The sequence below is a fragment of the Streptococcus penaeicida genome (assembly GCF_002887775.1).
Classification (GTDB): Bacteria; Bacillota; Bacilli; order Lactobacillales; family Streptococcaceae; genus Streptococcus; species Streptococcus penaeicida.
Map to the genome: position 1 here is coordinate 1 of NZ_LOCM01000022.1, position 25,582 is coordinate 25,582.

23 protein-coding genes and 3 pseudogenes are annotated in these 25,582 nt (G+C 39.9%); 1 reads left to right on the forward strand and 25 read right to left on the reverse strand.

The genetic code is table 11. The annotated features are described in order from the left end of the window. Window positions 1-147: 147 nt before the first annotated feature. The 5 genes from AT575_RS05555 to AT575_RS05575 form a co-directional block, all read right to left on the reverse strand. Window positions 148-390 carry a DUF3165 family protein gene (locus AT575_RS05555; protein WP_102777512.1) on the reverse strand — a complete coding sequence of 81 codons (243 nt, stop codon included), beginning with the start codon at window positions 388-390 and terminating at the stop codon, window positions 148-150. A gap of 114 nt (window positions 391-504) precedes the next feature. Then, complete coding sequence (gene typA, locus AT575_RS05560; RefSeq protein ID WP_102777513.1) at window positions 505-2,346, reverse strand: translational GTPase TypA; 1,842 nt, start codon at window positions 2,344-2,346, stop codon at window positions 505-507. A 172-nt stretch (window positions 2,347-2,518) separates the two neighbouring features. Further along, window positions 2,519-2,899: a rhodanese-like domain-containing protein gene (locus AT575_RS05565; RefSeq protein ID WP_102777514.1), complete on the reverse strand. Its 381-nt coding sequence runs from the start codon at window positions 2,897-2,899 to the stop codon at window positions 2,519-2,521. A gap of 9 nt (window positions 2,900-2,908) precedes the next feature. Further along, the gene (locus AT575_RS05570) at window positions 2,909-3,880 is read right to left on the reverse strand and encodes an ROK family glucokinase (protein WP_102777515.1); all 972 of its coding nucleotides are present in this window, start codon (window positions 3,878-3,880) and stop codon (window positions 2,909-2,911) included. Next, the gene (locus AT575_RS05575; RefSeq protein ID WP_071792681.1) at window positions 3,855-4,088 is read right to left on the reverse strand and encodes a YqgQ family protein; all 234 of its coding nucleotides are present in this window, start codon (window positions 4,086-4,088) and stop codon (window positions 3,855-3,857) included. The genes AT575_RS05570 and AT575_RS05575 overlap by 26 nt, the downstream gene beginning before the upstream one ends. A 103-nt stretch (window positions 4,089-4,191) precedes the next feature. Between AT575_RS05575 and AT575_RS05580 the strand changes: the two genes are divergently transcribed. Beyond that, window positions 4,192-4,839, forward strand: coding sequence for a prepilin peptidase (locus tag AT575_RS05580; protein WP_102777516.1), 648 nt, complete (start codon window positions 4,192-4,194; stop codon window positions 4,837-4,839). Window positions 4,840-4,874: 35 nt separating this feature from the next. Here AT575_RS05580 and AT575_RS05585 read toward each other — a convergent pair whose 3' ends face one another. The 20 genes and pseudogenes from AT575_RS05585 to speE all read right to left on the reverse strand — a co-directional run bounded on the left by AT575_RS05585 (window position 4,875) and on the right by speE (window position 25,581). Then, a complete protein-coding gene (locus AT575_RS05585; RefSeq protein WP_102777517.1) occupies window positions 4,875-6,620 on the reverse strand; it encodes an ABC transporter ATP-binding protein in 1,746 nt (581 codons plus the stop codon). Further along, window positions 6,613-8,355 carry an ABC transporter ATP-binding protein gene (locus AT575_RS05590; protein WP_102777518.1) on the reverse strand — a complete coding sequence of 581 codons (1,743 nt, stop codon included), beginning with the start codon at window positions 8,353-8,355 and terminating at the stop codon, window positions 6,613-6,615. Before AT575_RS05590 ends, AT575_RS05585 begins: the two co-directional genes overlap by 8 nt. A gap of 119 nt (window positions 8,356-8,474) precedes the next feature. Continuing rightward, complete coding sequence (locus AT575_RS05595; protein WP_102777519.1) at window positions 8,475-8,942, reverse strand: VanZ family protein; 468 nt, start codon at window positions 8,940-8,942, stop codon at window positions 8,475-8,477. Continuing rightward, on the reverse strand, window positions 8,942-10,027 hold the full coding sequence (gene rlmN / locus AT575_RS05600) for a dual-specificity RNA methyltransferase RlmN (RefSeq protein ID WP_071792677.1): 1,086 nt from the start codon (window positions 10,025-10,027) through the stop codon (window positions 8,942-8,944). The genes AT575_RS05595 and rlmN overlap by 1 nt, the downstream gene beginning before the upstream one ends. Then, window positions 10,024-10,761, reverse strand: a complete 738-nt coding sequence (locus AT575_RS05605; RefSeq protein WP_102777520.1) for a YutD family protein — start codon at window positions 10,759-10,761, stop codon at window positions 10,024-10,026. Before AT575_RS05605 ends, rlmN begins: the two co-directional genes overlap by 4 nt. 10 nt (window positions 10,762-10,771) lie before the next feature. Further along, window positions 10,772-12,105 (reverse strand): annotated as a pseudogene (locus tag AT575_RS05610) (bifunctional metallophosphatase/5'-nucleotidase). Between the two features lie 164 nt (window positions 12,106-12,269). Continuing rightward, a pseudogene (locus AT575_RS05615) lies at window positions 12,270-13,237 on the reverse strand (substrate-binding domain-containing protein). 43 nt (window positions 13,238-13,280) lie between these two features. Continuing rightward, a complete protein-coding gene (locus AT575_RS05620) occupies window positions 13,281-14,225 on the reverse strand; it encodes an ABC transporter permease subunit (protein ID WP_165778649.1) in 945 nt (314 codons plus the stop codon). Window position 14,226: 1 nt separating this feature from the next. Beyond that, on the reverse strand, window positions 14,227-15,705 hold the full coding sequence (locus AT575_RS05625; protein WP_102777522.1) for a sugar ABC transporter ATP-binding protein: 1,479 nt from the start codon (window positions 15,703-15,705) through the stop codon (window positions 14,227-14,229). Between the two features lie 15 nt (window positions 15,706-15,720). After that, entirely contained in the window at window positions 15,721-16,119 is a 399-nt protein-coding gene (gene rbsD, locus AT575_RS05630) for a D-ribose pyranase (RefSeq protein WP_102777523.1), read from the reverse strand. After that, a complete protein-coding gene (locus AT575_RS05635; RefSeq protein WP_102777524.1) occupies window positions 16,094-17,005 on the reverse strand; it encodes a ribokinase in 912 nt (303 codons plus the stop codon). Before AT575_RS05635 ends, rbsD begins: the two co-directional genes overlap by 26 nt. Next, complete coding sequence (locus tag AT575_RS05640) at window positions 17,002-17,982, reverse strand: LacI family DNA-binding transcriptional regulator (protein WP_102777525.1); 981 nt, start codon at window positions 17,980-17,982, stop codon at window positions 17,002-17,004. The genes AT575_RS05635 and AT575_RS05640 overlap by 4 nt, the downstream gene beginning before the upstream one ends. Window positions 17,983-18,215: 233 nt before the next feature. Next, window positions 18,216-19,258: pseudogene (locus tag AT575_RS05645) on the reverse strand (SepM family pheromone-processing serine protease). Next, window positions 19,245-19,736, reverse strand: a complete 492-nt coding sequence (coaD, locus tag AT575_RS05650; protein ID WP_102777526.1) for a pantetheine-phosphate adenylyltransferase — start codon at window positions 19,734-19,736, stop codon at window positions 19,245-19,247. Before coaD ends, AT575_RS05645 begins: the two are co-directional and overlap by 14 nt. Beyond that, window positions 19,726-20,265 (reverse strand): 16S rRNA (guanine(966)-N(2))-methyltransferase RsmD, encoded by a 540-nt coding sequence (rsmD, locus tag AT575_RS05655; RefSeq protein WP_102777527.1) that lies wholly within the window; start codon window positions 20,263-20,265, stop codon window positions 19,726-19,728. Before rsmD ends, coaD begins: the two co-directional genes overlap by 11 nt. An 87-nt stretch (window positions 20,266-20,352) precedes the next feature. Continuing rightward, entirely contained in the window at window positions 20,353-21,228 is an 876-nt protein-coding gene (gene aguB / locus AT575_RS05660; RefSeq protein ID WP_102777528.1) for an N-carbamoylputrescine amidase, read from the reverse strand. Beyond that, complete coding sequence (gene aguA, locus AT575_RS05665; protein ID WP_102777529.1) at window positions 21,225-22,325, reverse strand: agmatine deiminase; 1,101 nt, start codon at window positions 22,323-22,325, stop codon at window positions 21,225-21,227. The genes aguB and aguA overlap by 4 nt, the downstream gene beginning before the upstream one ends. A 12-nt stretch (window positions 22,326-22,337) precedes the next feature. Beyond that, complete coding sequence (gene nspC / locus AT575_RS05670; RefSeq protein WP_102777530.1) at window positions 22,338-23,465, reverse strand: carboxynorspermidine decarboxylase; 1,128 nt, start codon at window positions 23,463-23,465, stop codon at window positions 22,338-22,340. Further along, complete coding sequence (locus AT575_RS05675) at window positions 23,465-24,724, reverse strand: saccharopine dehydrogenase family protein (RefSeq protein WP_102777531.1); 1,260 nt, start codon at window positions 24,722-24,724, stop codon at window positions 23,465-23,467. The genes nspC and AT575_RS05675 overlap by 1 nt, the downstream gene beginning before the upstream one ends. Continuing rightward, on the reverse strand, window positions 24,724-25,581 hold the full coding sequence (gene speE / locus AT575_RS05680; RefSeq protein WP_102777540.1) for a polyamine aminopropyltransferase: 858 nt from the start codon (window positions 25,579-25,581) through the stop codon (window positions 24,724-24,726). Before speE ends, AT575_RS05675 begins: the two co-directional genes overlap by 1 nt. Between the last annotated feature and the right edge of the window lies 1 nt (window position 25,582).

The window sequence follows — 25,582 nt, forward strand, 5'->3', positions numbered from 1 at the left end:
GGATTTCGGAACTTTGAAAACTTTAAAAAACGTATTTTGATTGCTTTGAACATCAAAATAGAGAGTACCAATTTGATACTCTCTAGATCTTAGCTTTTCATCTACCCACTACAGTTGACAAAGAGCCTCAAAAGCCAGTCTTTATTATTAATTTTTGGGAGGCATTCTTAAAATATCCCGAAGAGCTAGGTAACAAACAGCAATCATGGCCAAGACAATGAACACTTCTGGCGGTGACTGCAAGATTTTCACTAAACTCATCCCAGCTAAGACAATCAAGAGCGCAACCAGAGCTACTAGCCCAATCATTGACAGGGTATTCTTGATGCTTTTAGGTGCCATAAAAAGATAGTATGAAACTATTAAAACGGCAATAATTAAATAAAACACTCCTGTCCTCTTTCCTAATATCTGATAAGCGCTGAAACCTTTGCTCAGACATAAAAAGACTTTTAAAAAGCGAGGCTCTTCAAAAATCTTTTTTATTCAATTTAATAGCTAAGCTTATTCAGCTGATTTTTTCTTTTTATTAGCTTTATCACGCGCAGCCTTGTTCAAGATTTGCTTACGCAAACGAATAGACTCAGGTGTTACTTCCATGTATTCATCATCATTCAAGAACTCTAAAGATTCTTCCAATGTCAGAATACGTGGTGTTTTGATAACTGATGTTTGGTCTTTGTTAGCAGAACGAACGTTTGTCATTTGTTTTGCAGTTGTGACGTTAACACCAAGGTCGTTATCACGTGAGTGTTCACCGATAATCATACCTTCATAAACTTCAGTACCTGGATTAACAAAGATGGTTCCACGTTCTTCAACACGCATGATTGAGTATGTTGTTGCTTTACCTTGGTCGATTGAAACTAAGGCACCACGGTGACGTCCACCAATTTCTCCACCAACAACTGGTAAGTATTGGTCGAATGTATGGTTCATGATACCGTAACCACGTGTCATTGAAAGGAATTCAGTTGAATAACCAATCAAACCACGAGCAGGAATCAAGAAAATCAAACGTGTTTGACCGTTACCAACCATTTGCATATCTAACATATCACCTTTACGTTCTGAAAGGGATTGGATGATCGCACCTTGGTATTCTTCAGGAGTATCAATTTGAACACGTTCAAATGGCTCACATTTAACGCCATCAATTTCTTTAATGATAACTTCTGGACGAGATACTTGCAATTCGTATCCTTCACGACGCATTGTTTCAATAAGAATAGCCAAGTGAAGTTCTCCACGACCTGAAACAGTCCATTTATCAGGAGAGTCAGTTGGGTCAATACGAAGGGAAACGTCTGTTTGCAATTCTGCTTGTAAACGTTCTTCAATCTTACGTGATGTTACCCATTTACCTTCGCGACCAGCGAAAGGTGAATTATTGACTAAGAAAGTCATTTGAAGGGTAGGCTCATCAATACGTAAGATTGGTAATGGTTCAACAGCATTTGTTGGGGTGATTGTTTCACCAACGAAGATATCTTCCATACCAGATACGGCAATGAGATCACCAGCTTTTGCTTCTTGGATTTCACGACGCTCTAAACCAAAGAAACCGAAAAGTTTGGTAACACGGAAGTTTTTAGTAGTACCATCCAATTTAGAAAGGGTTACATTATCACCGACTTTGATAGTTCCACGGAAGACACGTCCGATACCGATACGACCAACGAAATCATTATAGTCTAATAATGACACTTGAAATTGTAAAGGTTCTTCAGAATTATCAACTGGTGCTGGAATATGGTCAATGATGGTATCAAAGATCGGTTCCATTGTATGCTCTTGGTCAGCAGGATCATCTGAAAGTGAAGATGTTCCGTTGATTGCTGAAGCATAAACAACAGGGAATTCTAATTGTTCGTCATCTGCTCCAAGCTCGATGAAAAGTTCTAAAACTTCATCAACAACTTCAGCTGGACGTGCAGATGGTTTATCGATTTTATTAACAACTACAATAGGAACTAAGTCTTGCTCTAAGGCTTTTTTCAAAACGAAACGTGTTTGGGGCATTGTACCTTCATAGGCATCAACGACAAGAACAACACCGTCAACCATTTTCATGATACGTTCTACTTCTCCACCGAAGTCCGCGTGTCCTGGTGTGTCCATAATGTTAATACGAACGTCGTTATAAGCGACAGCTGTATTTTTAGCAAGAATGGTGATACCACGTTCTTTTTCAATATCGTTTGAATCCATTGCACGCTCTTGAAGCTCTTTACGTTCATCAAGTGTGTGAGATTGTTTTAGCAATTCATCAACTAGTGTTGTTTTTCCGTGGTCAACGTGAGCGATGATGGCAACGTTACGGATATCGTTTCTTAGTTCTGTCATTTTTTCCTCTTGTAGCATATAAATTTTTTAACTTAGTTAGTATAACACAATTTTTCTTAAAAAACAGAAATTGTCTTATTGTAAATGTTTTCAGTTTTTATTTTGGTTATTACATGAAAATATAGCTTCTGAGATGAAAAAAGAAATCAGGAAAATCTGATTTCTTTCTATCTTATTTTGTTTTACCATCCCAATAATCAATGCCGTCTTTTAAAAGATAAAGATTTGTGAATCCTGCTTTTTTCAGCTTGCGAATGGCGTTAGGGGCTAAACGGGTTGTCACATTTTCATAGATTAAAACGGGTTTGTCTTTACGTAAGGCTTTGATAGACGCATCAAAAGTTTGTAATGGGAAGTTACGAGCCCCTAAGATATGTTTTTTCCTAAAAGCCACTGGATCACGTAAATCAATAATTTGACTGTAATGCATCATTTCTTTGAATGTCTCATTGTCGATCTGCTTAGCCATTCTTTTAAAAGCAAAATAATTCCAAGTAAAGTAGACCACTGTTCCAATTAAAATGATCCATCCAATTATGGTAACGATTGACATGACGTCCTCCTATTTACTTTCTATTTGACTTGCCAAACTTGCTGCACCAATGATCCCCGCATCATTTCCAAGTTCTGCAATTTTAATTTTTGTTGATATTTTAACTTGTGGGAAGGTGAATTTCAAGAAGAATTTTTCAATGCGAGAGCGTAAAAACTCACCTGCAGCTGATACACCACCACCAATAACGATAGAATCTGGGTTAAGAATATTAGCCATATTAGCTGTAGCTAATCCAAGGTAAAAAGATACTTTTTCAACCACTGAATCAGCAAACGAATCTCCAGCTTCTGCGGCCACAAAGACATCTTTACTTGTCACAGCTTCGCCATTATCAATGGCTGCTTTAATCGCTGAGTCACCTTCATAAGTTTCGGCTAAAAGTCGAGCAACTTTAACAACGCCTGTCGCTGACGCCACTGTTTCCAAGCAACCATATGATCCACAAGTACATGCAAAACCATTTTCAGGCTCAACAATCATGTGGCCAATTTCACCACCTGCTCCGGCAACACCATGAATTAAGTTACCGTCAGCGACAATACCGCCACCAACACCTGTACCAAGGGTTACAAAGATAACATCTGGGTTGTTGTCACCAGCACCAACCCAACGTTCACCCAAGGCTGCAACGTTAGCATCATTATCGATGGCAAAAGGAATCCCTAACTCTTGTTCAATAATTGAACCAACTTCTTGTGTATCTTTCCAGTTAAGGTTAAAAGCACCAGTAACGGTCTTTTTCTCACGGTCTACAGCACCAGGTGAGCCCATACCAATGCCGACAAAATCGTCTTTGCTTAAGCCGTAAAGTTCAAGACGATGTTTTAAGGATGCAACAATATCAGGTACGATATGTTTACCATCTTCTAAAATATTGGTTTCAATAGCCCATTTTTCTTGCACTTCACCCTCAAGGGTTAAAATACCAAATTTGATGGTGGTTCCACCTAAATCAATCCCGATTAATTTTTGACTCATCTTCGTGTCCTTCTTTTTCTAATTCTAATCTATGCTCACGTCGCAAAATCAGTTCAGCATTCAAATAATCCATCTTGTCGATTAGACCATTATCATAAAGCCGTTTAAGCTCTATTTTCATGACCTCAATGTCATAAAGACGCTTGCCAATATAGATATAAATACCGAAATTTTTCAGTAACTGTTGCACGTCATATAATGTTTTCATATAAGTAGAGTTTAGCAAATTATCAGATTTTTTTCAAGAAGATTAGGCAATCGCTTTCCTATTTTCTTTCTACTTTTTCACTTTTCTTTTCGAATGAATAGGTATGACCTACTTACTCTATTTTTTACTAGGTGCAAGCCTTGGTTCCTTCTTAGGATTAATTTACGATAGGTTCCCTCAAAAGTCTATCATTTGGCCGCCAAGCCATTGTTTCAACTGTCAGAATCAACTACGGGCTCGTGACCTGATACCTATACTTTCTTGGTATCTGAACAGATACAAATGTCGCTATTGTCATACGACTATCAGTCCCATTTATAGTCTGATTGAAACAGCTTATGGAATCCTATTTATTCTCTGTTTGAGTTTCCATTTTCTAACTTATACTGATTTGGCAATCCTATCTTTGTCACTCTTTCTCTCTATCTATGACTACTATTCTCGTTCCTATCCCTTGCTTTTTTGGCTACTAGCATACGGAATTGGATTTCTAGTCTGTGGTATTAAGCTATTGTCTATCTTCTTTCTTCTCATAGGTCTCTTAGCTGTTATAAAACCCATCAAAATAGGTAGTGGAGACTTCTTCTACTTGGCTTTACTGGCTCTCTTTTATCCCTTAAGTCTCATTCTCTGGACCATTCAAGTTGCTTGTCTTCTGGGCTTAGTTTATTCTTTCTGGTCCAAACAAAAAGTACTGCCCTTCATCCCCTTTCTCAGCGCAGCCCTTTTAATACTACTTTTGATAACTTAAAAAGCCTGGAATTTCTTCCAGACTTGATTTACAGCTTAGCGATTCTCCATCATACCAGCCTGTAATTGATACATTTTATAGTAAGTACCACCTTTAGCTAAGAGCTCATCATGGCTACCACTTTCAATGATATTGCCCTTATCTAATACATAGATACAATTGGCATCTTGAATAGTGGATAGACGGTGAGCAATGGCGATGGTTGTCCGGCCCTTACGCATTTTTGCAAGGGAATTTTGGACGATTTGCTCGGTTGCTGAGTCAATATTGGCTGTTGCTTCATCCAGGATGAGGATTTTGGGCTTGCTAGCAACGGTACGGGCAAAGGCCAACAATTGTCTTTGTCCGGTTGAAAAACTTGAGCCTCGTTCTGATACAGGAGCATCATATTTTTCGGGTAGTTTGTCAATAAAGTAATTGGCATCAACAAATTCTGCTGCCTCCACAACTTCCTGATCACTGATATCCTGATACATGCGGATATTTGAGGCGATGGTGCCGTGATAGAGGAAGGGGTCTTGAAGGACTAAGCCAACTGCTTGTCGCAAGGCTTCCTGACTATATTTGCGGATATCCTTGCCATCAATCAAAACTTGTCCTTCAGCGAATTCGTAAAAGCGCATAAAGACGTTGATAATTGAGGACTTACCAGAACCTGTCGAGCCGACAAAGGCAATGGTTTCACCCTTTTTAACATCAAAAGAAATATTATTGAGGATTTTCGTCTGACCGTCATAGGAGAAGGAAACATTTTTAAATTGGATATGCCCTTCTTCAATTTGGTCAATCTGACCTTCTTGGGCTGGTTCAAAACCAACTTCATCAATTAATTTGAAGACGCGAGAAGCTGAAACCATTGAGGTTTGTAGGGTTGAAAAATTTTGCGTTACTTCAATTAAAGGGTCAAATAGACGATTGACATATTGAATGAAAGCATACATGATACCAGCTGTTAAGCCACCTTCCATACCCTTGAAACCAAAGTATGTCATCAGAACAGCGTAGGCTAATAATTTCAAGAGGGACATGGCTGGACGTAAGAAAATGGAATCCAAAGCAACAGAACGATTGGCGTAGGCCACATGTTCTTCATTGATTAATTCAAATTCATTTTTAAGACGGTCCTCTTGCCCGAAAGCTTGAATAATCCGGATGCCTTCAATGCTTTCCGCTAGTTTGGTATTGATATCTGAAAGCAGACTTCTGGTCTTCGCAATCACTTTAACAGATTTTTTACGATATAAATCTACTAGTATGAAAATAAATGGCAAGAAAATAGCAACTAAAGCTGTTAGCTTGGCATCCAAAATCAACATGGTGTAAAGGGTTACCGTGAAGATAAAGATTGCTGAAATAAAGCTAGATAAGAGACCTGAAAACATATCACTGATAGCTTCGGTATCATTGGTAATTCTAGAAACAATGGAACCTGCTGGCGTCTTATCGAAATAAGACATGCCCAATTTCTCCATATTAGCAAAGGCATCGCGACGAATATCACGAACAATACTGTACGAAACCTTAGCGAAGAAAAGATTACCAAAATATTGAATCAAACTTTGCAAGACATATAAACCATAATAGCCAATTAAAATCAAAAAGGCTGTATTGTTGATGTGAGTGAGGTAATTATCAATAAAATGGGAGGCCACTAGAGGAATAAAACTTTTAACAACAGTCGTTAAGAGCAAAAGTCCCAAGGCCAAAGCTGTCAACCACTTATAAGGTTTCAAATAGGACATAAGGCGTTTAAAAACGTGCCATTGATTATCTTTAGCCATTTTCTTGCACCTCCATTTCCATTTGTTGCGATTGGTAGGTTTTGGCGTACCAACCATTTTGTTGAATCAAGTCTTCGTGTTTGCCACGTTCAATAATACGACCATTTTGCATAACTAAAATCAAATCGGCATGGACAACGGCACTAAGTCGATGAGCCGTGATAATGGTTGTCTTTTCCTGCCGTGTTTCTTTTAGATTTTCTATAATAGCATGTTCAGTCTTAGCATCGACAGCTGAAAGGGAGTCATCCAAAATGAGGATGTCTGGATTTAAAATCATAGCTCGACTCATAGCCAAACGTTGTTTTTGTCCACCTGATAAGGAAACGCCTTTTTCACCTATTAGGGTGTTGAAATTATCTGGCATGGCCATGATGTCATCATAGACTTGTGACAATTTTGTTACCTCTTCCACTTCTTCAAGTGATAGATTAGGATTCCCAAAGCGGACATTTTCTAGAATGGTGGTTGCAAAGAGGAACTGGTCTTGGGGGACATAACCGATCAAGCGACGTAAATCTTCTAAACGGTAATTTTCAATATTATGTCCGTTTAGTTTTATCATTCCTTGGGTTACATTATATTCACGAAGTAATAATTTAATCAGAGTTGTTTTTCCAGACCCGGTTTGGCCAACCAGCCCTAGGGTTTGACCTTTTTCAAGATGAAAATGAATAGCATTTAAGGTTTCTTCATTATCGTAATGGAAGTTATCAATTTGATAATCCAAAGGACCATTCGCAACTTCTTTAACCGGATTTTCAGGATCTTTAACATCTGATTCTTGGCTGAGGAGGTCATTAATTCTTTCGTAGGAAACTGATCCTCTCTGTATCATATTGAATAAAAAGCCTACGGCCATGAGCGGCCAAACAAGCATATCCAAATATGTGATAAATGTGACCAAGCTCCCTATGGTGATTTGATTCCCCTTAATCATATAAGCCCCAACTAAGAGGGTGAGCACATATGAAGCCCCGATGAATAAAAGGACCAGTGGATCAAACATGACATCATAGGTCATGGTTTTGATGTTTTTGAGATAAGTTTTCTGGTTAGTTTCTTGGAATGAGGCCAGTTCCTGACTTTGATAGCCGAAAGACTTAGTTACCTTAATTCCAGAAACACTTTCTTGGACCTTATTATTCAAATCCGAAAAAGCTGCTTGTGACTCACCAAAGGCTTTATGGGTTTTACGCCCCAAGCGACTAGTTGCATAAGCCATGATTGGGAGTGGCAAAACGGCAATTAGGGTCATTTGCCAAGAAATACTGAAGAACATAGTCACAAGGGTCACGATGGCTGTGATTGAGGCATCAACAGCTGACATAACACCGCCGCCAGCTAAACGCGTCAAGGAATTAATATCATTTGTGGCATGAGCCATCAAATCACCTGTCCGGTATTTTTGGTAGAAGGAAGGTGACATTTTCGTGAAGTGTTCGAAGAGGCGGAATCGCATGATGCGTCCCAGTCTGTAAGAAGTTCCGAAGATACAGATGCGCCACAGGTAACGCAAGAAATACATGGCTAGTGCTGACAGAACTAACCAGAACAACTGCAGCAGTAATTGATTTTTGGTCAAGTGACCGCTTGTAATTCCATCAATGACGGAACCCATAATTTTGGGCGGAATCAAATTCAGTAAAGCTACCACACTGAGTGAGATAATACCTACTAAGTAAGGTCCCTTCTCTTGGCGGAAGAACCACCAGAGGTTTTTTATGATTGACATAAGCTTCCTTTCAAGTTTTAAATTGTCGCTAAATTTCATTTCATTCAGCTAAAAAAAGTCTCTCCCAGAGGAGAGAACTCAGTTTCTTTTGATACGATTTTTACTAATCAAAAGATAGGTCATGAAGCAAAGAGGCCTCCTAAACTGTTTGTCCACAAATCATCAATTTCAAAGACACGATTGGCATTTATAGCAAAATCCAGGAGCAATTGGTTACATTCAATAAAGAGGCTGATTAAAAAGGCAAGCAATAGACTCTTGCGATAAGTATGCCAACGACTACTTAAAATATGGACCAACAAAATCAGAGGATAAAGCAAGAACATATTTAAGAGGTTTTGACAAAAAATCCAGATCAATTGGAATAAGGAAGTCACTTCCTTTAAGCCTACAATTGAATTAAACGGGATTAAAAGTAAATGTAATCGACCGTAATAAATAATATTTGGGGTTTCCATACCATCAAAAATCTGTGGATTTGGCGTAAAACACATGATGGCAATGGCTAAAGCATAAAAGACCAGAAGAAGCTTGAGAAGTCTCAGCCAGCCTTTCGGCAAAGCCATTGGATTATCAATCCAAAACATTATTCAGCCACTTCCGCCACTGCTTTTTGACGGTCACGTTTCATGGTGTTAGAACGTAATTGACCACAAGCTGCATCAATATCCGTACCATGTTCTTGACGAACCACACAGTTAACGCCATTCTTTTTCAAAACATCGTAGAATGCATCAACACGTGCCTTAGGACTACGGCTATATTGGTCATGTTCTGAAACCGGATTGTAAGGAATCAAGTTTACATAGGACAATTTACGAATATTCTTTGTCAGATCAGCCAATTCTTGAGCTTGTTCAACACCGTCATTGACTTCGTTTAACATAATGTACTCAAAAGTTACCCGACGATTGGTTGTTTCAATATAATATTCAATAGCAGCAAATAATTTTTCCAAGGGGAAGGAACGGTTGATACGCATGATACTTGAGCGTAAGTCATTATTAGGCGCGTGCAAGGAAACGGCTAAGTTAACTTGAACACCTTCATTGGCGAATTCACGGATTTTATGAGCTAATCCAGATGTTGACACGGTAATGTGACGAGCACCGATTGCTAAACCATTATCATCGTTGATAGTTCTTAAGAATTTCATGACATTTGTATAATTGTCAAATGGTTCCCCAATACCCATAACCACGACATGGCTGACGCGTTCATCTTGGCCACGTTCGTCAAAGTATTTTTGCACTAACATAATTTGCGCAGTGATTTCACCATTGTTTAAATCACGTTGCTTTTTAATAAGTCCAGAGGCACAGAATGTACAACCGATATTACAGCCAACCTGTGTGGTAACACAAACAGAGTGTCCGTAATGCTGGCGCATCAATACTGTTTCAATTAACATACCATCTGGCAATTCAAAAAGGTATTTAACTGTTCCATCAGCTGATTCTTGAACAATTCTTTGTTTTAAAGGATTGACACAGAATTCTTGATTCAAAAGAGCAATAAAGTCTTTAGAAATATTGGTCATTTCTTCAAAAGATTGGACCCGTTTTTTATAAAGCCAGTCCCAAATTTGCGTTGCTCTAAATTTCTTTTGGCCATTAGCCTCTGCCCAAGCAATAAGCTCGTCTCGGGTTAGACTGTAGATTGATGGTTTCATGAATGATTATCCTTCTTTCTGATGATAAAGTGATCATTTGAAGCTTCTGCTTTAGAGCTTGCTGCTGGGTTTTCTTTTTTAGGTCTTGGTTTTTGTGGTGACCGACGTTTCTTACTGGTAAAATTTTGTGAAGCTTTATCATCCTCTTTGACACGAGGATTAGCTTTCGGTTTGCCTTTTGGTTTTGCTTTGAATCCTTCTTTATCCTTGGATTTCTTTTTAGACCGTGATCTTTGCTCCTGACTCTCCTTAGATCTAGCATTTAAACTATCCTTATTGTTAGAGCGCGTTTTAGCATTATCAGCCGTTTGACTTCTTCTTTTACTGTTTGATGACCGGGTATTTTTACGTCGTCGTGGTGCTCTTTCCTCTTCAAATTTAATCTCTACAGGTTCTGGATTTTCAAGGACAAAATAAGCACAACCAAAATTACAAAACTCTTTAATATAGTCTTCTAAGCGGGAAATACGGCTTGACTTTCTGACCTCATTGGAATCTTTATAAAAGCCTTTTAAACGTAATTGTTCATTTCCCCAATCACCAACAATGTAGTCGTATTTGAGGAGAATTTCGGTAAATCGTTGACTAAATGCCGTTGCGTCAAAGGCATCCTTTTCATTTTCTAAAAGTGAAAAGGTAAGCTCATCACTTTTGACAACAGTGTCAAATGCCACAAATTCTGGCCCTGGAAATTTATTGTAATTATACATTTCAGGGGAAATCTCTTTTTTCATGGCACTCCTTTCAGGTTTTTCTTTTTATCAGGTATTTTTCGACGACTTCTCTTAATAAGTCTGGAAATAATAACTCAACTTCTACTTCTTTAATACTTGGAAAATAAGAAGCAAAATAATATTGGTCGACAAGGACTAAAGTTAGTTTGTCAGATTGACCCATAACTTTATCATTATACACTATTTTTCCCTTTTTGTATCGAAAGCCGTCGCTATAAAGTTGGCCAAATTGTTTGCCTCGGAAGCCCATTCCTCTAATTTCCTGATTTTTTAAGAATTCTTCCTGGCCATAAATATCTTGACAAATAACTTGAAGTTCTTCTTCCGTAATTTCCAATTTTGCCAACCGCATCTGATGAGGAAGAGCCTGGTGTAAGTTTTCAGCAGTAACCGAAGCCGCAAAAGGTTGGACCAGCAAGCCTGAATTAATCAAGCATAAGTCAGCTTGGGCATAATCTTTCATAGCCGCAGTTAATAAGGCAGAGAGCTTTCCATATCTAAATCCTTATCAAAAGTATCAACCTGTCTTTGGGCTAATAAAGCTTTGCCTTTTTGAGCAAGTCCTTCAATAAAGGCCTGATCTTCCTTATAACTAGCAAAATGACTGCTTTCATGGGCAATCATCTGGATGCTATCTAGTCGATGGTCGATTAAACTTAAGTTAATTTCACCAACATATTGACCATATTTTCCAGCCGCAGCCATATAGGTTCCATTGAGAGAGACCCCATCTTCAAAGACATGATGGGTGTGTCCTCCAATAATCAAATCTAAATTTTCAATTTCCTGACAAATTCTCTCATCAACTCGAATCCCTAAATGACTCAGAAGGATTCGCATATCAGCTTGGGCCACCTCAGGTATAGCTAAATCTCTCTTCAAGGCCTCAAGTGGGTCTTGCACCTGCCAACCATTGGGATTGTAAGTTTTATGATAGGGGAAAGTATAGGCTAAAAAAGCAATTTTTGTGCCAGCCTTGCTTTCATGAATCCAATAAGGATTAGCCCAATCTGGCCTACCTTTTTGATCTGTCAAATTACCTAAGATGACCTGAAAATCTGCTTGGTCATAAAGGTGATTCAGAGAGGCTTTAGAAAGGCCGATACCTTCGTTATTGCCAATAGTTGCATAGTCGATGCCCAATTGATTCATCAGTTGGACATTTGCTCGGCCTTGCGTAGCATCCGTCAAAGGGTGGCTAGAATCACAATTGTCACCAATATCAACTTTAATCACTTCAGCATCCGTTTCTGAAGCTACAGCAAAAAAACGCTCTATTTTGGGATAGGCTTCAAAATGAGAATGCAAGTCATTTAGGTGTAAGATACGGATGGATTCTTCCATGATGCGCTTGGTGGCCTCCTTTAAGCTGCTTTGAAGACTGGGTCTTAGACTACATTTAGTATAGCATTTTTTTGCTGCCATTTCTGATTTTTGATATCCTAAGAAGCTCTGCGATTGCCCAAAAAAAAGCAAAAAAGAAGCACCGAAATGCTTCTTCTCATTTATTACCAGTTGTATTTATCAACATTGTCTTTTGTTACGAGGTAAATTGGAGATACTGTTTTTTCAGCAACTTTTTTACCTTGGTAGTGGTCGATAGCTGCTTGGATAGCAATTTCTCCCATTTTAGCAGGTTGTTGTGCAATTGTAGCAGTCAATTCACCTTTTTTAATAGCTGCGTGGGCATCTGGTTCACCGTCGATACCTACGATAACAATATCTTTCAAGCCAGCTGATTTAACGGCTTGCGCAGCACCAAGTGCCATTTCGTCATTTTGAGCAAAGATAACTTGAACATCTTTATGTCCTTGAATCATGTTTTGAGCAGTGTTCAATGCTTTTGCACGGTCAAAGTTTGCTGATTGGCTAGAAAGAACTTCTAATTTTTCTTTAGCAACTTTACCAAAGCCGTTCCCACGGTCAACAGTTGCTGAAGCTCCTGGTACACCTGAAAGTTCGAAAGCTTTAGCTTTTTCACCTAATGTTTTAACGATAAAGTCTGCAGCCATTTTACCAGCTTCAACGTTATCTGATGCTACTGTTGTAAGAACGTCACCGCCTTCAGAACCACGGTCAATCAAAATAACTGGAATGTTTGCTTTGTTAGCTGCTTTGATTGAAGTTACAATTGCTTTAGAATCAACTGGGTTGATCAAAATAGCATCCACATTTTGGCTGACAAAGTTTTGAATATCGTCTGCTTGACGGGCAGCATCGTCTTGAGCATCTGCCACTTTAACTGAAACTTTTTTGCTACCAGCATATTTATCAATACCGTCTTTCATAGCAACAAAGTAAGGATTGTTTGTTGTTGAGATTGACACACCTAATTTCAAATCTTTAGCTGCTTTTTTAGTCACTTCTTTAGACGACGAACCTGAAGAGTTGTCTAAACCAGTTTTACCACAAGCACCTAAAACGAGAACCATTGATAACAAGAGGCTAAAAAGCCAAGTTTTTTTCCGAATTTCATGTGAGACTCCTTTTTTTATTTTTTGTTCTTTTTTATAAAATAGCTAAGCTTTTGCAACCTTGAAGCGGTCTAATAAGACAGCAATCAAGATAACAATACCTTTGACGACTTGTTGCCAAAAGGCTGAGACACCAATAATGTTTAAACCATTATTTAGAACCCCGATAATTAATGCCCCAATTAGGGTCCCAATAATCCGACCTTTACCACCTGACAAAGAAGTTCCACCAAGGACTACAGCAGCTATGGCATCCATCTCATAGCTAGCTCCAGCAGTTGGTTGCGCGGAACTCAAACGAGAGGTAATAATAAGACCTGAGATTGCGGCCATCATACCTGAAATTGTGTAAATAATGATTTTAACTTTATTAAGCTTAACACCTGAGATATACGCTGCTTTTTCATTCCCCCCTAGCGCGTAGACAGATTTCCCAAAGGCTGTTTTATGTAAAAGAACATACAAGATAAGAAAAATAAGAAACATCAGAATAACAGGGAAAGGAATACCAAAAAGGTAGCCTTGGCCAATAAACTGGAAGAGGAAGCTATCAGATAAACCATCGGTAATAGGATTACCATTGGTATAAACTAAGGTTGCTCCCCTAAAAATGGTCATGGTTGCTAAAGTTACGATGAAGGGTGCTAATTTCCCATAAGAAATAAAGAGACCATTCAACATTCCAAAGATACCACCAAGTGCAAGTGCAATCAAAATTGCAACGCCAACTGGGATACCTTTAGCAATCATACCTGCTGTCAAAGCACTTGAAAGGGCTAAGATGGATCCGACTGATAGATCGATACCCCCTGTTAAAATAACAAAGGTCATCCCAAAGGCAATAAAGCCATTGGCTGTTACTTGCAACAATAAATTGAGCAAGTTATTGGTTGTTAAGAAGTTAGGATTAAGCATTGTTATAACAATCATTAATCCTACCAATGCGACCAGAGTGGTTAACTCTGATACGTAGTTCATGACTTTTTTCACCTTAGTTTCCTCCTGTTGCTAATTGCATGACTTTTTCTTGGGTCGCTTCTTCTCGACGTAACTGGCCTTTAATCCGTCCTTCATGCATGACCATAATCCGATCGCTGACACCAAGAATTTCTGGCAAGTCAGATGAGACCATGATGATTGGAACCCCACGTTCTGCTAGTTCATTCATCAATTGATAAATCTCACGTTTGGCACCGACGTCGACGCCTCGAGTTGGTTCATCTAAAATGAGCACTTTGGGAGCTATCCCAATCCATTTGGCCAAAACAACTTTTTGTTGATTTCCGCCTGATAGGTTGCCAACTGGCAACTGCGGACTGCCAGATTTAATCCTTAATCTGTCAATTAATTGTTGACTAAAGGTTTGACTTGTTTTCTCATCAAAGAATCCTTTTTTACTAAATTCCTTGGTACTTGGTAAGGTCATATTATCTTGAATCGAAAAATCTAAGATCAAGCCTTCATCCTTACGATCTTCGGTCAAGAAGCCAATTCCTTTAGCGATAGCTTGAGCTGGATTCTTAATGTCCACTTCTTGCCCGTCAATGATAACTTTACCAGCTTTTTTGGTATCCAATCCAAACAAAGCCCGCATCACTTCCGTACGGCCAGCACCCATTAGTCCTGAAAAGCCTAAGATTTCACCTTTACGGACGGAGAAAGAAACATCCTCGAAGCCTTGACCGCTGAGATTTTTGACTTCAAAAGCCACGTCACCAATTGTAGATGTCTTTTTTGGGTAGAAATCATTGAGTTCACGACCAACCATTTTTTGCACCAACTGATGGGGGTTGGTCTCTGCTGTTGGCACCGTATCAACCACTAAGCCGTCACGCATCACGGTAACAAAATCGGTAATTTTGAAAATCTCTTCCATCCGGTGAGAGATATAAATAATGCCTACACCCTCATTTTTCAAACTTCGAATCACTCGGAAGAGATTATCCGTTTCCCGTTCGGTTAAGGCAGCAGTTGGTTCGTCCATAATTAAGATGGAAACCTTGGTCAACAGACATTTAGCGATTTCAATCATTTGTTGTTGCCCAACTGAAAGCTCACCAATAGCCTTATTTAAAGGGATATTAACACCAAGTCTCTTGAAGGCTTCTTTGGCCTTTATGGTCATTGTTTTTTTATCTAAGATTCCGAAGCCTGTTTTGATTTCACGACCCAGGAAAAGATTATCAAGGACTGACATTTCTGACCAGGTATTCATTTCCTGGTGAATAAAAGAGATGCCAAACTCTTCAGCTTCTTGCGGGTTAGCAAAGGTCATCTCCTTACCATCAATAAAGATTTGGCCAGATGTTGCTGGAAAGAGTCCTGTCAAAATATTCATTAAGGTTGATTTGCCGGCTCCATTTTCTCCCATCAGGGCATGGATTTGACCTGATGCAATACTCAAATCAATTTTTTCTAAAACCTTATTGTTTCCAAACGATTTGGAAATATCTCTCATGTCAATTTTCATGATGATAATTCCTTTCTAAATGGTGACCCCTGATTGCAAAATGATATTGGAGTAAGGTGTGTTTTCACCAGTTCGAATAACAGCCTTAGCCTCTTTATTAAGCTCTTTCAAGTCCTCATGGCTGACATATTCAACGACCACTTCGGAATCCAGTTTAGCTAACACAGCTTGTAGTTGTTCAGGATTAATGCTCTTGATTTCCTCTGCCAAAATGACCTTTTCAATCTTGATATTTTCTAGATAAACATCAAGTAAGTCTTGAAAACTTGGTGTCCCAGGTACTAAGGCTAAATCAATTTTAGTAATACCAGCTGGTACCGGGAGACCCAAGTCACCAATACAAACACGATCGGTATGTCCTAAATCAGCCGCTAATTTAGCTAAGTCACTATTCAAAATTCCATGTTTCAACATATGCTGGGTGTCCTTTCATTTCTTCAATTGTTGGCATACCACCTTGTGCTCCAAATTTTTGGACGGATAAATGGGAGGCCAGAGTAGCAAATTCTAAAGCCTGGGCAATATCCAGTCCTTTTGATAAGCCCATTCCGAATGCGCCATTAAAGGTATCTCCAGCCCCGGTTGTATCAACCGCTTCAGTTTTAATTGCAGGAATGAGTTTAATCTCTTGACCATCACAATAGGTAGACCCCTTGGTGCCTAATGTCACAATTAATTGATTTGGATACTCTCTTAAGATATCTTCAAGCTGGCGCCCTGGAAAAAGTTCCTGACATTCATGTTGGTTCGGTGTCATGAAGGATACATAAGGTAACATTTCTAAGTCACTTGCGCGTGATGGAGCTGGATTATAGAGAACTTTGATGCCTTTTTCCTTACAGAATTTGGCGATGGGCAGATTCTCTTGATGAGGAATTTCATTTTGGAGGATGACTAATTCAGCATCTCCGATGACATCCCACTCCTCAGTCCATTTGGATGTGTCAACCAGACCATTAGCTCCTGGACAGTAAATAATCCGATTGTCTTGTTCAAACAAGGTAATCTGGGCAATTCCAGAAGATGATGGTACCGTTCCCACATGATCCACAAAGAGTTTGTTGGCTTTGAGATTATCCAATAATAGAGGACCAAAAGAATCATTTCCGACAGCACCCATCACGCTAATCTGATCTTTCTCAGAGCTTAGACGACCGACAGCCACTGCTTGGTTTGCCCCTTTACCGCCCGGAACCATGGAGAAGGATTGCCCGAAGACTGTTTCTCCCTGGTTTGGGACCCGGTTGGTGACCATGACTAAATCCATTGAAATACTTCCAATGATGACGATTTTACTCATATATTTCTCCTTATAGTTTCCCTTTCGACATAGTGAACAGGTAATTTAATCCGTTCTTCTTCGACTGGGAGATGATTGGCTATTTTATAAACTAATTCCGCGGCATAATGTCCCATTCGATAGGAAGCTTGGTGAATTGTCGATAATGACGGGTAAATGAACTGACTCATTAAAATGTCGTCATAACCTATGATTTGAACATCCTCGGGGATGCGCAAGCCTCGGGAATGCAATTCGTGGATATAAGCAATGGCATGGATATCTGAGGGTGCGATGATGCTATCGATTCCCACAAACCAATCCAAATTGCGTCTTGCTTCTGCTTGAATCTGGTCAAAATCAAAACTCGAACTATCACAGATTCGGACATCGACCTTTTTACTTTTCAAGAACTGAAGGCTGGCTTTAAAACGCTCATTGATATTGTCAGCCTGATCCAAAGGACCTCGGATTAAGAGGACACGGTTGGTTCCGGCCTTCCAGATAACTTCTGCAGCTAGACGACCACCCTCTTGACTATCAGAAAAGACCCCATAGCGACTATCTTTATCAACCCGGTCAACGACCACAACTGGAATGTCGATTTCCGGATGGTCTTTGGTAAAGTCATGCGTTGTTATGATACCGGCAGCTCGATTTTGCAGAAGGACCTTGAGGTATTCTTCCTCTAACGTTTTACTGTCAGAAATATTACCAAGCATGACCCGGTAATCCTTTTCTTTCAAAAAGACTTCAGCGCCACGAGCCAGTCTTGGGAAGAAGGGATTGGAAATATCCGGTAACAATAAACCCACCAATTGATTCCGATTGGTTTTTAAGGATTGAGCAATCACATTTGGACTAAAATGAAGTTTTTCAATGGCCGCTTTGATCTTTTCACGCGCATCTTCTGACACATACCCGTTTTGCGAAATATAACGCGAAACTGTTGACTTTGAAACGCCTGCTTCTTCAGCTACTTCTTTAATCGTAGACATTCTTGACCCCTTCCTAAAAATTTTATGGAACCGTTCTCACATTTGTAATTGTAACCGTTTTCTTTTTGACTGTCAAGACCAAATTTTTTATTTTGCGTCATTTTTTTAATTAATTGTCATAATGAAAATGTTTCGGGCATTTTAGTCCTGTCGCCTATTAGAAAGTCAAAAAACTTCCAGAATAATCTAGAAGTTTTTGATGGTATATGGAAGTTTCCACTACTTTTAAACCTTTATTTGGTTTTTTGAAGGTAGGTGATGGCTTCTTTGACGTTTTTGACTGGGACGATTTTCATCTTAGTTTTGAGTTGTTTGGCCGCTTTGAGGGCTTCTTTGTAATTGGTCACTGCGTCTGGGTTAGCTTTTTTGACTCTTTTATCGACTGGGTTGTTTGGGACAAAGAAGATTTCTGCGCCTTCATTGGCTGCGGCCACGACTTTGAGCCCAGCTCCTCCAATATCTCCTACTTTCCCATCTTGATCAATTGTTCCTGTTCCGGCAATTTTACGGCCTTTGCGCAGGTCTTCTTTATTAATTTGATCAAGAATATCTAATGTGAACATAAGACCTGCACTTGGTCCGCCGACGCCTTCGGTTGAAAAGTCGATTTTTTGGTCGGTGTGGACTTTTGTATGGTCAGTTAGACCTATACCAATACCATTTTTACCATTTTTCAGTTTAATGACTTTTCCACTTTTAGATTTCTTTTCTTGTCCAGAAGTATATTGAACAGTGACCTTATCGCCCAGTTTTAGGCTTGAAACATATTTGACCAGGTCGGCTGAACTCTTGAATTCTTTCTGGTTAACGCCTGTTACGGTGTCGGCAATATTCAAAACGCCGCGGAAGCTAGAGTCCTTGCTCACATCTAAGACGTAAACCCCTAGGTAGTCCAGAGAAACAGGCTTACCGGCTAATTTTAAAGCCTGATAAATAGCCCCATTTTGAGAGGTCTCCATGTAAAATTGGTTGATTCGCATATAGTCCGCATCGCTATAGCCACCAGTTGTGTCTTCTGCTGAAGAGATCTCGGTGAAAGGTGTTGCCCAGGCATAAAGGATTTGTGCAAGACTGGCCCGGCTAAGGCTGACTGCAACGAAATTGTAAGAGCCTTCTCCTTATCCTTTTTGTTGTTGACCTGCAAGACAGAACGGATATCATAGGCGCCACCCGGCATTTCAACATAATAAGGCAGTGGGAAAAAGAGGGCAAAGAGGATGGCTACTACTGCTAAAAGGCTAATCAGCCACCATTTGATAGATTTAAGGATTTTCATGCATACGCTCCAATTGGTCGATGACAGACTGAGGGACTAAGCCTTCAATCGAGGATTTAAAATGCACCAGTTCTTTGACCCGACTTGACGAAATAGGACTCATGGTATTACGAGCAATGAAGTAAACCGTATCAATCGAAGGTTCCAAACGGTGATTAAAGTATTCTAAATTGGATTCATACTCAAAGTCAGTTGGATTGCGTAGACCACGAACCATATGGGTCACATGGAGGTCTTTAGCTAAAGCAACCGCCAAGCTGTCCTGGGCAGATACAACTGAAACATTGTCTAAGTGCTCTAAAGCTTCTTCCAACATCCGCATGCGCATGGCCAAATCAAAGTAGCCCTTCTTATCGGGATTGAAAAAAACACCCACGTATAAGTGGTCAAAGAGCTGACTAGCTCTTTCAATAATATCCATATGACCATTGGTCACAGGGTCAAACGACCCTGAATAAAGTCCGATTTTAGATGACATATACCGTTACCTTGCTAATTCCGTAAATTTTTTCTTTCCAGATACCGACTGATCCTATTTCCTCAGGCAGTTGGACAGACTTGTCCGTTTCACAAACTATCATGACCTGAGGACTGAGCAAGCTCCGCTGATCCAATTCCTCTATGGTGGCCACAATTTCCTCCTTAGCATAAGGAGGGTCTAAAAACACCAAATCAAAAGGCTGGTCAAACTGCAACAAAGCCTGCTTGGCATCCATTTTCAATAGCTTAAACTGACTCTCAGCCTTGGTCATTTTGATGTTTTCTTGGATAATGGCTTGCGCACCGCGGTCTCTTTCCACCAGAATAGCCTGAGACATCCCGCGAGAAACAGCTTCAATAGCCAAGCCTCCTGAGCCAGCAAAGAGGTCTAAAACGCGACCCCCCTCGAAGTAAGGGCCAATCATATTAAACATCGCGCCTCGAACCTTGTCCGAAGTCGGTCTCGTTGTCTTTCCTGGGAGGGTCTTAAGCGGCCGCCCACCAAATTCACCTGATACAATTCTCATAAATTCTATTATAGCAGAATAATAGATGCATCCAAGTCAAAAAGATCATTTTTTCCAAGAGAAAAAGAGTTGAATGACATCAACTCTTTACTTGCTTATGGCCTGATACATTTCTGGTCGACGATCTCGAAAAAGTCCCCATGATAATCGGTCACTAGCGATTTGATCCAAATCGTAAGTCTGACAGAGAATAGCATCGCCCTCTTTACCAGCTACTTCTAGCATTAAGCCTGTCTCATCGGTCATAAAGGACGACCCATAAAAGACTAAAGATGATTCTTGATGACCATTCTCAGGGGATGGCAAAACAGACTCACGACCATAACGATTGGCTGCAATAACAGGAACAATATTGGCAGCAGCATGTCCCTGCATGGTCCGTTGCCAATGGCCCGAACTATCTGTGTCTAGAATTGGCTCGGAACCAATAGCTGTAGGGAAAAGCAATATTTCCGCACCAGCAAGAGCCAAGGAACGAGCAGTTTCTGGAAACCACTGATCCCAACAAATTCCAATACCAATCTTCCCATATTGCGTAGACCAAACCTTAAAGCCTGTATTGCCAGGCGTAAAGTAAAATTTCTCTTGATAATAATGATCATCTGGGATATGAGTTTTGCGATAAACCCCCAAAAGAGAGCCGTCAGCATCAAGAACAGCAATCGAATTATAAAGCACATTCCCATCTTTTTCATAAAAACTGATTGGCAATACCACCTGCAATTCTTTGGCGATTGGAATGAAATGTTGGATAGCCTGATTTTCTTCAACAGATTCAGCAAACTGATAATAGTCATACTGACGCTCCTGACAAAAATAAGGGCGTTCAAACAACTCCGGCAAGAGGATAAGCTGAGCCCCTTTTTCGGCTGCCTGCCTTACTAATTTTTCAGCATTCTTAATATTTTCCGACACATCTGCCTGACATGCCATCTGAATCGCTGCTACAGCTACTGTTCTCATAGATTTCCTTTCTTAAAAGCTGGAATTTGTTGCGTAATACAATGAATATTGCCACCACCCAAAAGAATATCTCGGGCTTGAATCCCTTTAACTTCCCTATCGGGGAATAGCTGCGCCAAGATAGCCAGCGCAAGATGGTCATTGACGTCATTAAATTGCGGTACTAAAACCAAGTCGTTGGCAATGTAAAAATTCACGTAGGAGGCAGCCAGGCGTTCGCCTAAATACCGCTCTTCTTCGCCGGCTGCATATGCATAACCAGGCAAATCTTCGGCTCTGATGACTTGAGTCTGTTTTGGAATTGGCAGTTTGTGAATTTTAAAGGAACGACCCAAGGCATCACTTTGCGACAGTAAATAATCACAATTAGCTTTTGACATAGCATATTGTGGGTCCTCAACATCATCAGTCCAAGCTAAAAGGACTTCTGCAGGACCAACAAAAGCACAGACATTATCCACATGCTCATTGGTTTCATCTTGATAAATACCAAAAGGTAACCAGATAATTTTGTCAGCACCTAGATAGTTCTTCAAAGCTTCCTCAATTTCCGACTTGGTCAAATGAGGATTACGACCTTTACTGAGCAGACAAGCCTCTGTCACTAACACCGTCCCTTGCCCATCACTGTGAATAGCTCCGCCTTCTAAGACAAAAGGATGAGCATCAAAAGTAGGTAATTTAAGGTAATCAGCAAAACGACTGGCTAACAAATCATCTTCTTCATAGTCAGTGTACAAGCCATCGTAGGCACCACCCCAGGCATTGAAAGACCAGTCAATGGCTAAAGCCTCATTTTGGGCATTGACAAGGATAGTCGGACCGGTATCACGCGCCCAAGCATCATTGGTTGCTATATCAAGATAATGGACACTATCCTTCAAATAACCTTGAGCTTCTGCCAGATACTTGCGTTCAACCACAAGGTAGACCTCTTCTTTGTCAGCTAATGCCAAAATAATCTGACTAAAAGCATTTTTGGCAGCAAGCCCATCAAAAGGCCACGAACCGGGTCTTGTCGGCCAAATCATTAAGGTTCCATGATGTTTTTCATATTCCGCAGGCATTCGAAAACCTTGCATTTTTGGTGTCATCATAAAGTCTTCTCCTTAGGAAAGTCGCATCTTAAAATCGTCATAGCCAAAGCTTTTAACGATTTGGCAATCACCTGCTTCATCCATTAAGATAAGGTCTGGCAAGCCAATGCCGTTAAAAGTGTTATTTTTGACGAAGGAATAGATAGCCATGTCTTGGAAATAAAGACGATCACCAACCTTCACCGGATTATCAAAGGAATAATCCCCAATTATATCTCCTGTTAAACAGGTGTTAGAAGACAGGCGGTAGTTAAAGTCCTTTTCTCCAGCTTCAAAACTATTCATCAAAGGCGGACGATAAGGCATTTCAATCACATCCGGCATATGGCAAGTGGCCGAAGCATCCAAAATCAAGGTTGAAATCCCATTTTCCACAATATCAAGTACTTCCGTCGCTAAGTAGCCTGCATTTAGGGCAATCGCTTCGCCGGGTTCCAGATAGATATCGACCTGATAGGTCTCTTTAAGACGCTTAATTTCAGAAACCAGGAGCTCGCGGTCATAATCCTCACGAGTAATGTGATGACCACCACCCATATTTAACCATGACATCTGATATAAATAGGCACCAAATTTTTCCTCAAAGGCTTTTAAGGTTGTAACCAGGTCATCAGCATTTTGTTCACACAAGGTATGAAAATGAAGACCATCGAGATGTTCCAAAAGACTTGGATCAAGATTAGCTTCTGTCACACCAAAACGGGAACCGTAAGCACAGGGATCATATTGGACATGGTCACTTTGGGTTGAACATTCGGGATTAAGACGCAAACCAATAGAGATGCCACTAACCTTACACTTCTCCAAATGTTTCAACAACTGCGCTTGGGAATTAAAAACAATATGATCAGAAATAGCCAATATCTCATCAATCTCACTGTCTTTGAAAGCTGGGGCAAAAATATGAACTTCGCCCCCCATTTCTTCATAACCCAACTTAGCTTCGTATAAGCCACTGGCAGTTGTCCCCGCCAAATAGTCGCCTATCAAAGGATAGGTGGCAAAAAAGGAATAAGCTTTTTGTGCCAGTAAAATCTTACAACCAGCTTCTTCTTGAACCTTTTTTAGAATCTGCAAATTTTTTAGCAACTGCCCCTGATCAATCACGTATGAAGGAGTTGGTACTTGTTCTAATTTCATTACTCAACCACTTGTGGATTCTCAACAACCACCCACGGCAAGCCATATTGATTAAGAGCTTCCATGAAAGGATCTGGATCCAATTGTTCTAAGTTAAAGACGCCGGCTTCTTGCCAAATCCCATTCATAACCAATTTCGTACCAATCATGGCCGGTACACCAGTTGTGTAAGAGATAGCTTGAGAGCCAACTTCACGATAGCACTCTTGGTGGTCACAAACATTGTAAATATAGATGGTTTTCTCTTGTCCGTCTTTAACACCAGTAAAGATACAACCAATATTGGTTTTACCGACAGTACGTGGGCCTAAGCTTGCTGGATCCGGTAAAAGAGCTTTTAAGAATTGAATTGGGACAATTTCTTGACCATTAAAGGTAATTGGGTCTGTACGAAGCAAGCCAACATTTTCTAAACACTTCATATGCGTCAAATAAGACTGTCCGAAAGTCATAAAGAAACGAATCCGTTTCACACCCGGAATGTGTTTTGCCAAGGATTCAATTTCTTCGTGGTGAAGAAGATACATGTCTTTTTGACCAACTTCAGGGAAATCATACTCCCGTTTTATTGACATGGCTTCTACTTCAACCCATTTGCCATTTTCCCAGTAAGAACCTGGAGCAGAAACTTCCCGCAAGTTGATTTCAGGATTAAAATTGGTTGCAAAAGGATAACCATGGTCACCACCATTACAGTCTAAAATATCAATGGTATGGATTTCATCAAAATAATGTTTCAAAGCGTAAGCTGAAAAGACGCTCGTTACCCCTGGATCAAAGCCAGAACCAAGTAATGCCGTTAACCCAGCTTCTTTGAATTTTTCTTGGTAAGCCCATTGCCATGAGTAATCAAAATAAGCTGTAAAACCTAACTCTTGGCAACGTTTCTCATAAATCGCACGCCATTCTGGATCCTCAGTGTCTTCTGATTCATAGTTTGCTGTATCGATATAGTGCACTCCCGTTGCCAAACAAGCATCCATAATCGCTAAATCTTGGTATGGCAAAGCCACATTTAAAACAGCTTTCGGTTTATAAGCATTAATTAAGGCAACAATGTCATCAACCTTATCAGCATCCAATTGGGCTGTTTCAATTGTTACTGATTTCTTCTTTTCTAACTTATCTTTCAAGTCATCACATTTTGACTTGGTTCTACTTGCAATCATGATTTCTGAAAAAGTTTCAGTATCCTGGCAAATTTTACTGATCGCTACTTGGGCCACACCACCGCAGCCAATAACTAATAAACGGCTCATTATTTTTCTTCCTCTTCTTCTAAAATATCTTCAACATACTTCGGTAACATAAAAGCACCATGATGTAAATTTGTTGTATAGTATTCAGTCTCTAGTTGACGCTCTTTCCATTTTTCAGGCATAAAATCTGTTAAAGGATGGTATTTTTTTGAGGCAAAACCAAATAACCAATAGCCAGCAGGACTGGTTGGAATATGGGCTTGGAAAACCCGACTTATTGGAAAACTTTGTGAAGCTTTACGGTGCATACTTCTAAATGCCGATTCATCTTCATCAAAGAAGGGGCTACCATGTTGATAAATCATAATCCCATCTTCTTTGAGGGCACGGTAACTATTACCATAGAACTCTTTAGTGAAGAGACCTTCGGTATGGCCAAAAGGATCTGTCGCATCATTAATAATAATATCGTATTCATTTTCGCAATTACGGAGAAAACGAAGACCATCTTGATGGTAAATAGTAACCCGCTCATCATCTAAACCAGCGGCAAATTCAGGGAAGTATTGACGACACACATCCACCAACATTTCATCTGGCTCAACTAAGTCAATGGCTTCAATGTCAGGATACATTTCCAATACCTGAGCAACACCACCATCGGCACCACCAATAATCAGAACTTTCTTAGGATTTGGATGGACGGCCATGGGCACATGAATAACCATTTCATTGTAGACAAAGTTATCAGCATCCGAAAAGAGAACATGACCATTTAAAACCAAAACTTTGCCAAAAGATGGCGTTTCAATAACAGCGATATCCTGCCACTCACTCTGACCAACAAAGAGTTGCTGGCTTGTTTTCATAGATAACTTAACATCATCCGTATGTAATTCTGAGAACCATAAATCCATC

Bases quoted from the DNA above. Each gene is read 5' to 3' on its own strand.
- typA (WP_102777513.1), bottom strand. From the start codon at position 2,346: ATGACAGAACTAAGAAACGATATCCGTAACGTTGCCATCATCGCTCAC.
- AT575_RS05565 (WP_102777514.1), bottom strand. From the start codon at position 2,899: ATGTCAATCGTTACCATAATTGGATGGATCATTTTAATTGGAACAGTG.
- AT575_RS05570 (WP_102777515.1), bottom strand. From the start codon at position 3,880: ATGAGTCAAAAATTAATCGGGATTGATTTAGGTGGAACCACCATCAAA.
- AT575_RS05575 (WP_071792681.1), bottom strand. From the start codon at position 4,088: ATGAAAACATTATATGACGTGCAACAGTTACTGAAAAATTTCGGTATT.
- AT575_RS05580 (WP_102777516.1), top strand. From the start codon at position 4,192: ATGACCTACTTACTCTATTTTTTACTAGGTGCAAGCCTTGGTTCCTTC.
- AT575_RS05585 (WP_102777517.1), bottom strand. From the start codon at position 6,620: ATGGCTAAAGATAATCAATGGCACGTTTTTAAACGCCTTATGTCCTAT.
- AT575_RS05590 (WP_102777518.1), bottom strand. From the start codon at position 8,355: ATGTCAATCATAAAAAACCTCTGGTGGTTCTTCCGCCAAGAGAAGGGA.
- AT575_RS05595 (WP_102777519.1), bottom strand. From the start codon at position 8,942: ATGTTTTGGATTGATAATCCAATGGCTTTGCCGAAAGGCTGGCTGAGA.
- rlmN (WP_071792677.1), bottom strand. From the start codon at position 10,027: ATGAAACCATCAATCTACAGTCTAACCCGAGACGAGCTTATTGCTTGG.
- AT575_RS05605 (WP_102777520.1), bottom strand. From the start codon at position 10,761: ATGAAAAAAGAGATTTCCCCTGAAATGTATAATTACAATAAATTTCCA.
- AT575_RS05625 (WP_102777522.1), bottom strand. From the start codon at position 15,705: ATGAAAATTGACATGAGAGATATTTCCAAATCGTTTGGAAACAATAAG.
- rbsD (WP_102777523.1), bottom strand. From the start codon at position 16,119: ATGTTGAAACATGGAATTTTGAATAGTGACTTAGCTAAATTAGCGGCT.
- AT575_RS05635 (WP_102777524.1), bottom strand. From the start codon at position 17,005: ATGAGTAAAATCGTCATCATTGGAAGTATTTCAATGGATTTAGTCATG.
- AT575_RS05640 (WP_102777525.1), bottom strand. From the start codon at position 17,982: ATGTCTACGATTAAAGAAGTAGCTGAAGAAGCAGGCGTTTCAAAGTCA.
- coaD (WP_102777526.1), bottom strand. From the start codon at position 19,736: ATGTCATCTAAAATCGGACTTTATTCAGGGTCGTTTGACCCTGTGACC.
- rsmD (WP_102777527.1), bottom strand. From the start codon at position 20,265: ATGAGAATTGTATCAGGTGAATTTGGTGGGCGGCCGCTTAAGACCCTC.
- aguB (WP_102777528.1), bottom strand. From the start codon at position 21,228: ATGAGAACAGTAGCTGTAGCAGCGATTCAGATGGCATGTCAGGCAGAT.
- aguA (WP_102777529.1), bottom strand. From the start codon at position 22,325: ATGATGACACCAAAAATGCAAGGTTTTCGAATGCCTGCGGAATATGAA.
- nspC (WP_102777530.1), bottom strand. From the start codon at position 23,465: ATGAAATTAGAACAAGTACCAACTCCTTCATACGTGATTGATCAGGGG.
- AT575_RS05675 (WP_102777531.1), bottom strand. From the start codon at position 24,724: ATGAGCCGTTTATTAGTTATTGGCTGCGGTGGTGTGGCCCAAGTAGCG.
- speE (WP_102777540.1), bottom strand. From the start codon at position 25,581: ATGGATTTATGGTTCTCAGAATTACATACGGATGATGTTAAGTTATCT.